Source organism: Stenotrophomonas sp. YJH_SMC_131 (assembly GCF_059367975.1).
Genome location: NZ_JCAFRJ010000007.1, coordinates 1 through 13,872, shown reverse-complemented (window position 1 = coordinate 13,872; position 13,872 = coordinate 1). Strand labels below are relative to the sequence as shown.

The 13,872-nt window shown below is 68.1% G+C and carries 11 protein-coding genes; 8 read left to right on the top strand and 3 right to left on the bottom strand.

The features are described from left to right. Positions 1-3,381: an ATP-binding protein gene (locus AC5P56_RS15075; protein WP_032960149.1), complete on the top strand. Its 3,381-nt coding sequence runs from the start codon at positions 1-3 to the stop codon at positions 3,379-3,381. Positions 3,382-3,535: 154 nt separating this feature from the next. Here the strand turns inward: AC5P56_RS15075 and AC5P56_RS15070 are convergent, their stop codons facing one another. Further along, entirely contained in the window at positions 3,536-4,315 is a 780-nt protein-coding gene (locus AC5P56_RS15070) for a sulfite exporter TauE/SafE family protein (protein WP_032960169.1), read from the bottom strand. Between the two features lie 102 nt (positions 4,316-4,417). Here AC5P56_RS15070 and AC5P56_RS15065 point away from each other — a divergent pair, with 102 nt between their 5' ends. Next, positions 4,418-4,810, top strand: a complete 393-nt coding sequence (locus AC5P56_RS15065) for a YchJ family metal-binding protein (protein WP_049442558.1) — start codon at positions 4,418-4,420, stop codon at positions 4,808-4,810. Positions 4,811-4,813: 3 nt separating this feature from the next. On the opposite strand, the gene AC5P56_RS15060 is transcribed toward AC5P56_RS15065, so the two are convergent. Further along, positions 4,814-6,094 (bottom strand): diguanylate cyclase, encoded by a 1,281-nt coding sequence (locus tag AC5P56_RS15060; protein ID WP_049442559.1) that lies wholly within the window; start codon positions 6,092-6,094, stop codon positions 4,814-4,816. A gap of 151 nt (positions 6,095-6,245) precedes the next feature. Here AC5P56_RS15060 and egtB point away from each other — a divergent pair, with 151 nt between their 5' ends. From egtB to AC5P56_RS15030, 6 genes are all read left to right on the top strand, one after another. Next, on the top strand, positions 6,246-7,517 hold the full coding sequence (gene egtB / locus AC5P56_RS15055; RefSeq protein WP_049442560.1) for an ergothioneine biosynthesis protein EgtB: 1,272 nt from the start codon (positions 6,246-6,248) through the stop codon (positions 7,515-7,517). Then, entirely contained in the window at positions 7,514-8,488 is a 975-nt protein-coding gene (gene egtD, locus AC5P56_RS15050; protein WP_142235475.1) for an L-histidine N(alpha)-methyltransferase, read from the top strand. The genes egtB and egtD overlap by 4 nt, the downstream gene beginning before the upstream one ends. 83 nt (positions 8,489-8,571) lie before the next feature. Next, the gene (locus tag AC5P56_RS15045) at positions 8,572-9,819 is read left to right on the top strand and encodes a lytic murein transglycosylase (protein ID WP_014648917.1); all 1,248 of its coding nucleotides are present in this window, start codon (positions 8,572-8,574) and stop codon (positions 9,817-9,819) included. A 61-nt stretch (positions 9,820-9,880) separates the two neighbouring features. Beyond that, positions 9,881-10,771 (top strand): aldose epimerase family protein, encoded by an 891-nt coding sequence (locus tag AC5P56_RS15040; protein WP_049442562.1) that lies wholly within the window; start codon positions 9,881-9,883, stop codon positions 10,769-10,771. 26 nt (positions 10,772-10,797) lie between these two features. After that, the gene (locus AC5P56_RS15035) at positions 10,798-11,568 is read left to right on the top strand and encodes a GYF domain-containing protein (RefSeq protein ID WP_032960164.1); all 771 of its coding nucleotides are present in this window, start codon (positions 10,798-10,800) and stop codon (positions 11,566-11,568) included. Positions 11,569-11,639: 71 nt separating this feature from the next. Next, on the top strand, positions 11,640-12,185 hold the full coding sequence (locus tag AC5P56_RS15030) for a DUF2628 domain-containing protein (RefSeq protein WP_014648914.1): 546 nt from the start codon (positions 11,640-11,642) through the stop codon (positions 12,183-12,185). A 23-nt stretch (positions 12,186-12,208) separates the two neighbouring features. Here AC5P56_RS15030 and AC5P56_RS15025 read toward each other — a convergent pair whose 3' ends face one another. Continuing rightward, entirely contained in the window at positions 12,209-13,396 is a 1,188-nt protein-coding gene (locus tag AC5P56_RS15025; RefSeq protein WP_032960167.1) for a benzoate/H(+) symporter BenE family transporter, read from the bottom strand. Positions 13,397-13,872: the final 476 nt, after the last annotated feature.

Here is a 13,872-nt window from a genome sequence, read left to right as displayed (position 1 = left end):
ATGGCTATCTCCAAGCACACTCCCGCCCTGTTCAACGAAGGCCTGCCGGACCCGCGCCTGCAGCAGTTCCGCATGCGTCGCCTGCAGGTACACAACTGGGGCACGTTCAACGGACTGACCGAAGTACCGATCGCCGAGCGTGGCTTCCTGTTCGTCGGCCGTTCCGGCTCGGGCAAGTCGACCCTGCTCGATGCCATGTCCGCGCTGCTGACGCCGCCGGCCATCGTCGATTTCAACGCCGCCGCGCGTGAAGCCGAGCGCAGTGGCCGCGACCGCAACCTGGTGTCCTACGTGCGTGGCGCGTGGGCCGACCAGCAGGACAGCGGCACTGGCGAAATCGCCACCCAGTACCTTCGCAAGGGCGCGACCTGGACTGCGCTGGTGCTGGAGTACCGCGCCGGCGATGGCCGCGTGGTCAGCCTCGTGCGCCTGCTGTGGATCTCCGGTAACGGAACCTCGGCCGGTGACGTGCGCAAGCACTACATGATCGCCGAGCGTCCGTTCGACATCGCGAAGGATCTTGGCGGCTTCGACCTGGACCTGCGCAAGCTCAAGCAGAAGCTGTCCGACCTGCACCACTTCGACACCTTCTCCGGCTACGCCGAGCGCTTCCGCGACCTGCTCGGCATCGACAACGAGATGGCGCTGCGCCTGCTGCACAAGACGCAGTCGGCGAAGAACCTGGGCGACCTCAACGTCTTCCTGCGCGACTTCATGCTCGACACGCCGAAGACCTTCGACGCCGCCGAGCGCCTGGTCAGCGACTTCGCCGAACTCGATGGCGCGCACCAGGCCGTGGTCACCGCCCGCCGCCAGGTGGAGACCCTGCTGCCGGCACGCGCCTACTACAACGACCTGAAGGAAATGCACCGCCGGCGCGGCGACGACGAAGCCCTCAAGCTTGGCGTCGACAGCTTCCGTGAAAGCCGCCGCCAGGCGCTGATCGAAGCGCGCCTGCGCGAGATGGACGTGCGTGACCGTGGCCTGCTCGGGGAAGAAGCCCAGCGCCGTGCCGCACTGGACAACCACACCGAGCGCCTGGCCGAACTGGAACTGCAGCGTCGCCAGCAGGGCGGTGAGCGCATCGAGGAACTGGAACGCGAGCAGGGCCGCGCCGAAGCCGAGCGTGACCGCCGCCAAGCCAAGCGCGAGCAGGCAAGCCTGGCCGCGCAGCAGCTGGGGGCTGAACTTCCGGACGACGCACACGGCTTCGCCGAGCTGGTCGAGCGTGCGCAGAACGAACTGCAGGACCGCCAGCGTGCCTCTTCGGCGCTGGACGATGCGATCAGCGATCGCCTGGGTGGCAAGCGCGATGACGAGCGCCGTTTCGGCGAAGTCCGTGCGGAACTCGAAGCGATGCAGCGCACGCCCTCCAACATCCCTGCGCCGATGCAGAAGCTGCGCGCGCGCCTGGCCGAGGAAACCGGCATTGCCGAGGCGGCGCTGCCGTTCGTCGGCGAGCTGATCCAGGTCCGCTCGGAAGAGCAGGGCTGGCAGGGTGCCATCGAGCGTGTGCTGGGTGGCTTCGCGCTGTCGCTGCTGGTCGATGACAAGCACTACAACGACGTCGCCGAGTGGGTGAATCGCACTCACCTGGGCATGCGCTTCACCTACTACCGTGTGCGCCGCAACGATGATGCGTTCGCGCGCGAGCCGTCGGCGAAGTCGCTGCTGCACAAGCTGGAGCTGCGCGAGCACGTATTCGAAAGCTGGCTGCGCCGTGAGCTCGGCAAGCGCTTCGACTACGAGTGCGTGGATGCCAAGCAGCTGCGCAACGTCGACCGCGGCATCACCCGAGAAGGCCAGGTCAAGCATCCCGGCGACCGCTTCGAGAAGGACGACCGCAGTGCGGTGGGCGACCGCCGTCGCTGGATCCTCGGCTTCAACAACCACGACAAGGTGGGCGCCTTCGAGCGCGAAGCCCAGGAACTGGCCAAGCGCATCGCCAGCTGCGAGACCGACATCGCGCGCCTGCGTGGGCAGCGTGACCGCGACAACGAACGTCGCCTGGCCTGCCACGAGCTGGTCAGCATCAGCTGGAACGAGATCGACATCGCCGCCCCGCAGCAGCGCCTGACCGATATCGAGGCCACCCTGCGCGACCTGCGCGAAGGCAATGCCGACCTGGCCAAGCTGGCCAAGCAGATCGACGCCGTGCGCGCCGACATCGAGCAGGCCCGCCGCACCTATGAAGACGTCCGCGTCGAGCGCGGCCAGCTGGTCAAGGAACGCGATCGCCTCGACCGCGCCCGCCAGCAGAGCCGTGCGCTGGTGCTGCCGAGCCTGGCCCAGGAGCAGGAAGCCGGGCTCGCCGAGCGCCTGCAGGAGCAGGGCCCGCTCAGCCTGGAAACGCTGGAGGCGCACATGCGCCAGGTCAGCAACGCGCTGAACGAGCAGCTGTCGACCTCGCAGCAGGACCTCAACCGCATCGAGAACCAGCTGATCGGTTGCTTCCGTCGCTTCATCCAGCAGTGGCCGGAGGAATCGGGCGACTTCACCGTATCGGTGGCCTCGGCCGAGGATTTCCTTGCCCGCCTCGAGCGCCTGGAGCGCGACGGCCTGCCGCAGCACGAAGAGCGCTTCTTCGATCTGCTGCAGAACCAGAGCAAGAACAACCTGCTGGCCCTGCAGCGCCACAGCGCCGAGGCCCGCAAGTCGATCGGCCAGCGCCTGGACGAAGTGAACGCCAGCCTGGAGCAGGTGCCGTTCAACCGTGGCACGCTGCTGACCATCGAACTGAGCGACCGCCGCCTGCCGGAAGTCGGCGAGTTCCACCTGCAGCTGCGCGAGGTGCTGGCGCAGCAGCAGACCGAGCAGCGCGAGCTGGCCGAATCGCAGTTCACCGTGCTGCGCCAGCTGGTCAACCGCCTGGGTTCGCAGGAAGGCGAGGACAAGCGCTGGCGCGAGCTGGTGCTGGACGTACGCATGCACGTGGAGTTCATCGGCGTCGAGCTGGATGCGGAAACGCGCCAGCAGGTCGAGATCTACCGTAGTGGCGCGGGCAAGTCCGGTGGCCAGCGCCAGAAACTGGCCACCACCTGCCTGGCTGCGGCACTGCGCTACCAGCTCGGCGGCGCCGACAGCCAGCTGCCCAGCTACGCCGCCGTCGTGCTCGACGAAGCCTTCGACAAGGCCGACAACGAGTTCACCGCGCTGGCGATGAACATCTTCGACAACTTCGGTTTCCAGATGGTGGTCGCCACCCCGCTGAAGTCGGTGATGACGCTGGAGCCGTTCATCGGTGGCGCCTGCTTCGTCGAGATCAGCGGCCGCCACGACTCCGGCGTGCTGCTGATCGAGTACGACGAAGAAGGCAAGCGCCTGAAGCTGCCCGAGCGCAGCCGCCAGCAGGCCAACGAACCGGAAGAAGCCGAAGCCTGACCCGGTCGATTGAATGGGGATGCCGGCCAGCGGCCGGCACTACCCATGGGCGGGGTTCACGACCCGATCGGATGGGGATGCCGGCCAGCGGCCGGCATTACCCATGGGCAGCGTTCATGACCCGGTAGTGCCGGCCGCTGGCCGGCAACCGCATTCACGCACCGCGGAAGGTATCCCACGCCATCCGCGCGATCAGTACCACCACCAGCCCCACGAACAACTTGCGGATGAACGGCGTGCCGCCCTTCAACGCCAGGCGCGTGCCCACCACCGAGCCGATGATGTTGGCCGCCGCCATCGGCAGCGCGAACAGCCACAGGATGTTGCCGGTCGGTACGAAGAACGAGATTGCCGCCACATTGGTCGCCAGGTTCACCACCTTCGACGCCGCTGACGCACGCAGGAAATCCAGGCCGAAGAAGCGCACGAACAGGAAGATCAGGAAGCTGCCGGTGCCCGGCCCGAAGAAGCCGTCGTAGAAGCCGATCGCCGCACCGATCGCCAGCGCGATCGCCAGTTCGCGGCGGCCGATCTCCTGCGGCCGGTGCAACGCGCCGAAGTCCTTCTTCCACAACGTGTAGGCCAGCATCGCGATCAGCAGCACCAGCACCAGTGGGCGCACCGCGTCCTTGGGCAGCAGGCTCACCGCGGTGGCCCCGGCGAAGGAGAAGATGAAGGCGGTACCGGCCGCGAACAGTACCGGCTTCCACGGGAAGCGCACGTTGCGCGCATAGCGCCAGGCGGCCGCACCGGTACCGAACATCGAACTGAACTTGTTGGTACCGAACAGCATCGCCGGCGTCTGCTGCGGCAGCACCGTGAACAGGCCGGGCAGCTGCACCAGGCCACCGCCACCGACGGCGGCATCCACAAGGCCGGCGATGAAGGCGATCACCACCAGCCACCACAACTCAGGGGGAACCAGTTCCAGCACGGCGATCAATCAAGGAGGGGGCGCGACAGCATACGCCTGTCCTGCTCCGGGCGACTGCGGCCCCGCGTGGATCAATCCCGGCAACCCGGCGACAATGCCGGCATGAGCCGAAAACCCGCCGATCCCTGCCCCTGTGGCCTTCCCGCCGACTATGCTGCCTGCTGTGGCCGTTTCCATGCCGGTGAAACCGCGCCTGATGCAGAGCACCTGATGCGTTCGCGCTACAGCGCCTATGTGCGTGGCCTGGCTGACTACCTGCGCCAGTCCTGGCATCCGGACACGCGTCCGGCCGAGCTGTCGCTGGACGATGCCCCCGGCCAGCGCACCCATTGGCTGGGCCTGACCGTGCACGAGCACACCATCACTGGTGCTGACAGCGCCGAAGTCCGCTTCACCGCGCGCTACCGCATCGGCGGCGGCAGCGCGGTGAGGATGACCGAGCACAGCCGCTTCCAACGCATCGACGGCCGCTGGTACTACCTCGACGCGGTCTGAGCACTACGCGCCGTGCGCTGCCAGAACGCGCTGGCCGCCGTGCGCGCGCACCTGGTTGCGGCCCCCGTCCTTGGCCACATACAGGGCCTGGTCGGCGGCCTTGACCACGGCCATCGGCCGCGGATCCACGCGGCTGTCGGCCAGCCCGATGCTCACCGTTACCTGCACCACCTGGCCGCTGCCACCGCGTCCGCGCCGCTGGCGGCCGGCTTCGTCGTCACGGCTGCGGGTGCTGCGGTCGCGAAGCTGCATGCGGGTGTCCTCGATGCTCTGCCGCAATGCTTCCACGGCATCGACACAGGCTGCCGCCGGCCGGTCCAGGAACACCACCGCGAACTCCTCGCCGCCATAGCGGAACGCACGGCCACCGTCGCCCACCCGCGCCAGCCGCGACGCCACCAGGCGCAGCACATCGTCGCCGGTGTCGTGACCATGGGTGTCGTTGAATGACTTGAAGTGGTCAACGTCCACCATCGCGATGCTGTAGGTACCGCGTGCCCGCTGCAGGGTCTCGTTGAACGCCCGTCGCCCCGGCAGGCCGGTCAGCTCATCGCGGAAGGCCATGTGGAAGGATTCCTGCAGCATCGCGCCCAGCATCAGCAGCAGGGCGGCACTGCTCAGCGCCGGCAGCAGCACCGGCTGCAGGAAGATCCGCGGCAGCATCCACCACAGGCACAGCAGGGCCAGCAGCATTGCCGTGTGCAGTGGCCGCGGATGCCGCCACGCCTGCCAGCCCAATGCTGCGGTCGCCAGCAGGAACAGCAGCGCCGGCAACTGCGCCAACGCGTTCCAGTTGGCGGGAATCCAGGCCCAGTGACGGTTCGACAGCAGATCGTGCATCCCCTGCGGCTGCTGTGCCGCCAGCAGCAGGAAGATCATCAGCGCCGCGCCGCACACTACGCTGCGCAGCAGCAGGTCCTGGCGTCGGCGTCCGCGTTCCGGCCATAGTGCCAGTCCGGCGAACAGCAGCGGCACCCACGCCGAGATCGCGTGGAAGCGCAGCGGGGTCAAGGCGTCGACATGGCCGCTGCGCAGGTAGCCACCGACGTCCCGGTGCAGCAGGGCGAATACCACCGCCACCACCAGCAGCAGGCACAACGTGCGCATCTGGTGGTAGAGCAGGGCCAGGCCTGCACCGAGACAGGCCAGCAGCCAGGGCAGGATGCGCTGCGCCGGGCTGGCGACATCCTCGGTGCCCAGCGCCATCCACAGCACCAGGACGACCAGCACGGCGGGCAGCACGAACAGGTAATGCGCAGGCTGGCGGAGCGGATGCAGGGGCACGCGGTAAGTCCAGTGCGGTGACGATGCGGCCGCAACATTGCCGTTAGCGGCGTCCCCACGCGCTTCTTGAATGCGCGTGCCCGCTGTCATGTGAACGTGGTGATGTGGTGCCATGACGTTGCGCTCACCGTCCTGCGCCGATGCTTCCGGCATGGACAGCGTACCCACCGCCGTCGCTGCCCCGCAGCGCGATCTCGCCCGCCGCTTTGCACAGGTGCGGGCGCGCAGCCTGCAGCTGGCCGCGCCGCTCAGTGCCGAGGACGCCATGCTGCAGAGCATGGCCGACGCCAGTCCCAGCAAGTGGCACCTGGCCCATACCACCTGGTTTTTCGAACGCTTCGTGCTGGCCGGTTTCGCCACCACGCCCGCGCATGACCCGGCCTGGGACTATCTGTTCAACAGCTATTACAAGAGCATCGGCCCGGCGCATGCGCGGCCGCATCGCGGGCTGCTGTCGCGGCCCTCGCTGCAGCAGGTGCGCGACTACCGGCAACAGATCGACATGCAGGTGCAGTCACGGCTGGCAGCCGGTGACCTCGACGCGCAGGCGCTGCACCACCTGCAGTTGGGTCTGCAGCACGAACAACAGCACCAGGAACTGCTGTTGACCGACATCAAGCATGCGTTCTGGTGCAATCCACTGCAGCCACCGTATCGCGAGGACCTGCGGCCCGTCGCCAGCACCGCCACGGCGCAGGGCTGGATCGAATCGCCCGAACGCATCGTCACCGTCGGTGCCGCGGCATGGCCCCGGCACGCCGCCTTCGCCTACGACAACGAATCGCCGCCACACCGCGTGCTGCTGCCCGCGCATGCCTTGGCCGAACGCCCCGTCAGCAATGCCGAGTACCGCAGCTTCATCGAGGCGGGGGGCTACCGCGAGCCGCGCTGGTGGGTCAGCGAAGGTTGGGCGCTGCGTGAAGCCGAAGGCTGGCAGCACCCCCTGTACTGGGATGATGCCCTGCAGCGCGAGTACACACTGGGTGGTTGGCGCGAGCTGGATCCGCATGCGCCGGTCTGCCACCTCAGTTACTACGAGGCCGATGCCTGCGCCCGCTGGGCCGGTGCGCGCCTGCCCAGCGAGTTCGAGTGGGAAGCGGCCGCCGCGTCGCAGCCCCTGCGCGGTCATTTCGCCGATGACGATCACCTGCACCCGCAGGCAGCCGGGGGCAGTGGGCTGCGGCAGCTGTTCGGTGATGTCTGGGAATGGACCGCCAGCGCCTATGGTGCCTACCCGGGCTTCCGCTCTTTTGACGGCAACCTCGGCGAATACAACGGCAAGTTCATGTGCGGGCAATGGGTGCTGCGCGGCGGCAGCTGTGCCACGCCCCGTGGCCATGTGCGCGCCAGCTACCGCAATTTCTTCATGCCGCCGGCGCGCTGGCAGTTCTCCGGACTGCGCCTGGCCAGGGACCTCATATGAGCACGGTGCATGACGCGCTGCAGGCGCTGACCGACCTGACCCCCAGCCGCCAGCAGATCCTGGCCGATGCGCTGGCCGGTCTGTCATGCGCATCGCGGCAGCTGCCTTCCAAGTACTTCTACGATGCCTGCGGCTCGCGTCTGTTTGAACAGATCACCCAGACCCGCGAGTACTACCCCACGCGCACCGAGCTGGCACTGCTGGCGCGGGTGCTGCCCGATATCGCGCGCGTGGTCGGCCCGCGCCTGCATGTGGTGGAGCTGGGCAGCGGCAGTGGCCGCAAGACCGCGTTGCTGCTGGCCGCGCTGCAGGATCCGGTGGCCTATACGCCGATCGAGATCTCGCGGGCCGCACTGCTGTCCAGCATCGACCACCTGGCGCCGGCGCTGCCCGAGGTCGAGATGCTGCCGGTCTGCGCGGACTTCACCCGCGCCGTCGCCGTGCCCATGCCCGAACGCGAACCCGCGCGACGGCTGCTGTTCTTCCCCGGTTCCACATTGGGCAATTTCGCCGAAGCGGAGGCCGTCGCCCTGCTGCGGGCGATGCGTCAGACGATGGGCCGCGACGGCCTGGCCCTGATCGGCATCGACCTGCACAAGGACACGGCGCTGATCGAAGCGGCCTACAACGATGCGCAGGGCGTCACTGCGGCATTCACCCTCAACCTGCTGGCCCGCCTCAACCGCGAGATCGGAAGCGATTTCGATCTCGATGGATTCCGCCACCGCGCCCGTTACAGCACCGCGCGGCTGCGCATCGAAACCGACCTGGTCAGCCAGTGGCCGCAGGACGTCCACCTCGGTGGCCGCACCTTCCACTTTGCTGCCGGTGAACCCATCCGCGTCGAGTACAGCCACAAGTACACCGATGACAGCTTCGAGGCGCTGTTGCAGCAGGCGGGCCTGCAGGTCGCACAGCGTTGGGATGCCGAAAGTCCCGCCTATGGCCTGCGCCTGCTGCGCGTTGCCTAGGGGGACGGCCAGCCGGTGCCCCTTCAGGTTCGGCCGCACTGCTGCCCCTAAGATGGCCATGCAACGGCAACACGGAGGACGCCATGCCCATTCTGACCACGCTCGGCCTGGCGGCCGCCCTCGCGTCGACCCCGACGCTGCCTGCGGCCCCCGCCGCCAGCAACGATCCGGCGTTCAGCCGCTGCCTGGCGGGCTTGCAGGCCACCGCCGCAACCCAGGGCATCGGCGCCGACCGTTTCAACGAGATCACCACCGGACTCACGCCGGACCCGAGCGTGCTCGGACTGCTGGACGCACAGCCGGAATTCACCACGCCGATCTGGGATTACCTGGCCGCGCTGGTCGACCGCCAGCGCGTCGATGATGGCCGCACCCTGCTGCAGCAACATCGCGATCTGCTCGATCGCGTCTCCGCGCAGTATGGCGTCGACCCGGCCACCATCGTCGCGGTCTGGGGGGTGGAGAGCGACTATGGCCGCGTCTTCGGCAAGCGCCCGCTGCTGCAGTCGCTGGCCACGCTGTCCTGCGCCGGCCGCCGCCAGGCCTTCTTCCGTGGCGAACTGCTGGCGCTGCTCAAGCTGATCGACCGCGGCGACCTGCAGGCCCAGGGGCTCACCGGTTCCTGGGCCGGCGCCTTCGGGCATACGCAGTTCATGCCCAGCACCTACGCACGTATCGCGGTCGATGGTGACGGCGATGGCCGCCGCGATCTGGTCGGCAGCATTCCCGACGCGCTGGCGTCCACCGCCAACTACCTCAAGCGTGCGGGTTGGCGCAGTGGCGAACCGTGGGGCATGGAGGTCCGTGTTCCCCCCGGCTTCAATGCCAGCCAGGCGGGCCGCACCCAACGTCGAGCCCTCGCCGATTGGCGCGTGCAGGGCGTGACCGCGCTGGATGGCAGCGCGCTGGGGCCGCCCAATCTGCCGGCCGACGCGCGCGCCGCCCTGCTGCTGCCGGCCGGCATCAAGGGCCCGGCGCTGCTGGTGTTCCGCAACTACGATGCGATCTACAGCTACAACGCCGCCGAAAGCTATGCACTGGCCATCGCCACGCTGGCCGACCAGCTGCGTGGCGGCACCGGCCTGGCCACCGCCTGGCCGACCGATGATCCCGGCATCGGCCGCGATGAACGCCGCCAGCTGCAGACCCTGCTGCTGGCCCGCGGCCACGACATCGGCAGCGCGGACGGCATGATCGGCACCGCCACGCGCCGCGCGATCCAGGCCGAGCAGCAGCGCCTGGGCTGGGCCAATGCGGATGGGCGCGCCGGCCAGCGCATCCTGCGCGCGTTGCAGCAGGAGGCAGCCGCAGGGACGCCTGCCACCCGCTAGACCTTGCCGATCACAGGCTGGCCGCGACATCATCGCCGCGGTCTTCAAGGAGCGTCATAGCATGCAGTCGAACCCGGACATCAGCACCGGCCTGTACCACGGGCTCGAGGCCTGGCAGATACGCACGCCCAGCGCCACCGCGGTCATCAGCGTGTTCGGCGGACAGCTGCTGTCGTTCATCCCGGAGGGGCAGCCGGACCTGCTGTGGCTGTCGCCGAAACGGGCCGGGCTGCCCACGCCGATCCGGGGTGGCGTTCCAGTGTGCTGGCCGTGGTTCGGTCGCCAGGGCCAGGATGATGACGTGCCGGCACACGGCCTGGTACGCACCGCGCGCTGGGAGCTGCTGCAGGCCCGCCAGGACGATGACGGTGAACTGGAGCTGCAGCTGGCGCCCCTGTCGATTGCCGAGTGTGGCCTGCGCCTGCAGATGCAGCTGCGCATCGGTCGCCAGCTGCGCCAGCAGTTGACCACCGAGAACACCGGCCCGTCCCCGGTGGCTTTCACCCAGGCCCTGCACAGCTACTTCCGGGTAGGCGATGCCCGTCGTGTCGAGGTTGATGGCCTCGATGGCCTGCACTATCTGGACAAGTACGAGGATTACACGCAGCTGCGCCGGCAGCAGGGGCCCTGGTCGCTGCGTGACCCGCGCGATCCGGGGCGCAGCGACCGCATCTATACCGGTGCCGGTGGCCACTACGTGCTTCGCGATCCCGTCCTGCAGCGGCGGATCGAGATCCGCAGCGAAGGCAGCCAGACCCTGGTGGCGTGGAATCCGGGCGCGGAGGCGGCGGCGAAGATGGCCGATGTCGGCGACGGTTGGCACGATTACGTGTGCCTGGAAGTAGCCAATGCCGGGCCGGAGCAGATTGCCCTTGCACCCGGCGCGCGCCACCAGCTGGTGCAGGTACTGGCCAGTGAACCGCTGCAGGCCGTGGCGGGGTGTTCGGAGTAACCATGGGATCGACAGGAATGGATGGCATGCAGGACGCACAGTGGTGGTACGCCAACAGCAAGCAGAGCGAAGGGCCGGTGGACCTGGCCGGGCTGCGCCGTCTGCAGCAGGACGGCACGGTAACCGCCCGTACGCTGATGTGGCGGGAAGGAATGGCATCGTGGCGGCCGCTGGCCGAGCTGGATCCTTCGGTGGCGCCGATGGATCCGACCCCGCCGTCGATTGAACCGGCGCAGGCCGTCAGCGCCAGCGGCGCATCGACCGCTGATCCGTCCGACCCCTATCGTGCGCCGGCAGCTTCGCCGGTGGCCGCGACCGCGCCGCAGCTGGAAGGCGACATCGCCTTGTACGCCGCCGTGGTCGGCGGCAACTTCCCGATCTATCGACAGCGCTGGCGGCTCGACCAGGGCATTGCCGACGGCAACGGCACCTGGCACTGGCCGGCGTTCCTGATCGGCGTGATCTGGATGGTGTACCGCAGGATGTACCGGCTGGCGGCGATCTGGGCCGGCGTGCTGGTGTTCTTCAGCATCGCCGAGGCGTTGCTGGGCGTTCCGGAAGGCGTGTCGACGGTCATCACCCTCGTCATCAACATCACCGCCGCGGTGTATGCCAACCGCTGGTACCTGGCGCATTGCCAGCGTGAGATCGCCCGCGCGCGCGCGTTGGTGGGAGATGACGAGGCGCGCCTGCGCAGCGAGCTGGCCAGACGGGGTGACACCAATGCACTGGCAGCGGCGGTGGTGGCCATCGCCGTCGTTGCGGTGATGCTGGTGGGGCAGGCGCTGGCAGGCTGAGGCCGGGAAGGCTTCAGATCCAGCGGTGGCTGCCGCTACCGCGGGATCATCCTGGGCAAGGAATCGCCGACATGAATCATCTGGATACTCCGCCGGTTTCCCCGGCGGATGACAATCCCTATCTTGCGCCCGCCACAGAGGTGGACGACGCGCCCGCTCCGTCCGACGCGGACTACCTGAACCTCCTCGTCGGCCCCAACGCGGCGCTCTACCGCCAGCGCTGGCACCTGGGCAGCCCGGTGCCGAAGCCGCCGCGACCGTGGCACTGGCCCGCCTTCCTGGTGCCGACGTACTGGCTGCTGCACCGGAAGATGTACCTGGCAGCCATCCTCTTCGAGCTGGTCCTGATCGGTATCGCGCTGCTGGCGGCCCGCGCCAACCCGCTGCTCACGGTGGCGTTGCTGGCGGTGCCTCGGTTCGCCATCGCGGTGACCGCCAACACCCTGTACCTGCGCTACTGCACGCGACTGCTGGGCAAAGTGAAGGCTGCCCACGCCGGGCAGCACAACCGCATCCGTGCCGAACTGCAGCGTCGTGGCGGCACCAGCGTGTGGGCGGTGGTGATCGGCATGGCGGCCAACGCGGTGATCAATACCGTCGCCCGCATGGCGGCCTGATCATGCCGGCCTGATAGGGTTGCTCAGGCCGCTGTCCGTGCCCGCAACACCAGCAGGCACAGTGCACCGGCCAGCAGTCCCCAGAACGCCGAACCGATCCCGGCCAGGGAGACCCCCGAGGCGGTGACCAGGAAGGTGACGAGTGCAGCCTCGCGGTCGCGCTCCACCGCCAGGGCGCTGGCCAGGCTGTTGCCGATGGTGCCGAACAGCGCGATACCGGCCACGCAGGCCACCAGCTCCCTGGGGAAGGCTGCGAACAGTGCGGCCACCGTGGCGCCGAACAGCCCGATGACAATGTAGAAGGCGCCGGCCGCCATCGCTGCGGTGTAGCGGCGCGCCGGATCCTCGTGCGCATCGCGGCCCATGCAGATGGCGGCGGTGATCGCCGCCAGGTTCAGTGCATACGCACCGAACGGCGCCAGCAGCGTATTGACTGCACCGATCCAGCCGATCAACGGCGACACCGGGGCGTCGTAGCCGGACGCGCGCATCACCGCCACACCGGGAATGTTCTGCGAGGCCATGGTGACCACGAACAGGGGCAGGGCAATGCCGGCCACGGCGGTCCACGACAGCGAGGGCGTCACCCACTGCGGGATCGCCAGTTGCAGATGCACCTGCTGGGCGTGCAGCAGGCCACGGCTCGCGGCGACGGCGATGCCGACCAGCAACGTGGCGATCACCGCATAGCGCGGGAACAGCCGGCGCCCGGCCAGCCAGGTGGCGAACATTGCCAGCGCGAGCACCAGCTGGGTGTTCATGGCGACGAACACATCCAGCCCGAAGCGCAGCAGCACACCGGCCAGCATGCCGGCGGCCAGCGCCATCGGTACCCGTTGCATCAGTCGCGCGAAGACCCCCGAGAAACCCGCAAGCAGGCCCAGCACGGCGGCCAGCAGGAATGCGCCCGTGGCCTCGGAGAGCGAAGCACCGCCGGCACCCACCACCAGCATCGCCGCACCCGGGGTCGACCACGCTGTCACCACCGGCACCCGATAGCGCAGCGACAGGCCAATGCAGGTCACGCCCATGCCCAGCCCCAGCGCCCACATCCAGGAGGCGATCTGCGCCTGGTCCGCCCCGACGGCCTGTGCCGCCTGGAACACGATCACGGCCGAGCTGGCGAAGCCCACCAGTACCGTAATGAAGCCAGCGACGATTGCCGGCATCGAAAGATCGCGCCACCACGCGCGCCGCACCTGCATGCTCATTGTCCTGTCTCCACTGTGCATCCCTGCATTGTGCATCCCTGCATTGATTAGGGTTGCGGCGTTGACCGCGCAACGCGCGGGCAACGCCGCAGTGATCTTCGAGCGTACGTGATGCGTGATGGCGTGGTGCTTCTGTCATCACGCTGCAAAAAAAGCCTTGACGAAATCCGCAGGATCTCTAGAATTCGCTCCCTTGCTGCAGCGCATCGCTTCCCCGGAAACGACACGCGAACAGCGACGCCACCACCGGCGAACGAATTGATCGAACGAAGGTGTTGACGGACTCGAAAAGTCCGGCATAATAGGCGGCTCGCAACGACGAAAGGCCCTCGGGTCCAACGACGAAGCGGCATCGGCAACAACGTCCACTCCGGTGAGACGGCCTTGAAAAAAGGTGTTGACGAAGCGGAAAAGCCGGCTATAATGGGCGGCTCGCTACGAAGGAAACTTCGCAGCACACGGGAACGGCGCTGAGG

Bases quoted from the DNA above. Each gene is read 5' to 3' on its own strand.
- AC5P56_RS15045 (WP_014648917.1), top strand. From the start codon at position 8,572: ATGCCCATTCTGACCACGCTCGGCCTGGCGGCCGCCCTCGCGTCGACC.
- egtD (WP_142235475.1), top strand. From the start codon at position 7,514: ATGAGCACGGTGCATGACGCGCTGCAGGCGCTGACCGACCTGACCCCC.
- AC5P56_RS15025 (WP_032960167.1), bottom strand. From the start codon at position 13,396: ATGAGCATGCAGGTGCGGCGCGCGTGGTGGCGCGATCTTTCGATGCCG.
- AC5P56_RS15075 (WP_032960149.1), top strand. From the start codon at position 1: ATGGCTATCTCCAAGCACACTCCCGCCCTGTTCAACGAAGGCCTGCCG.
- AC5P56_RS15030 (WP_014648914.1), top strand. From the start codon at position 11,640: ATGAATCATCTGGATACTCCGCCGGTTTCCCCGGCGGATGACAATCCC.
- AC5P56_RS15040 (WP_049442562.1), top strand. From the start codon at position 9,881: ATGCAGTCGAACCCGGACATCAGCACCGGCCTGTACCACGGGCTCGAG.
- AC5P56_RS15035 (WP_032960164.1), top strand. From the start codon at position 10,798: ATGCAGGACGCACAGTGGTGGTACGCCAACAGCAAGCAGAGCGAAGGG.
- AC5P56_RS15065 (WP_049442558.1), top strand. From the start codon at position 4,418: ATGAGCCGAAAACCCGCCGATCCCTGCCCCTGTGGCCTTCCCGCCGAC.
- egtB (WP_049442560.1), top strand. From the start codon at position 6,246: ATGGACAGCGTACCCACCGCCGTCGCTGCCCCGCAGCGCGATCTCGCC.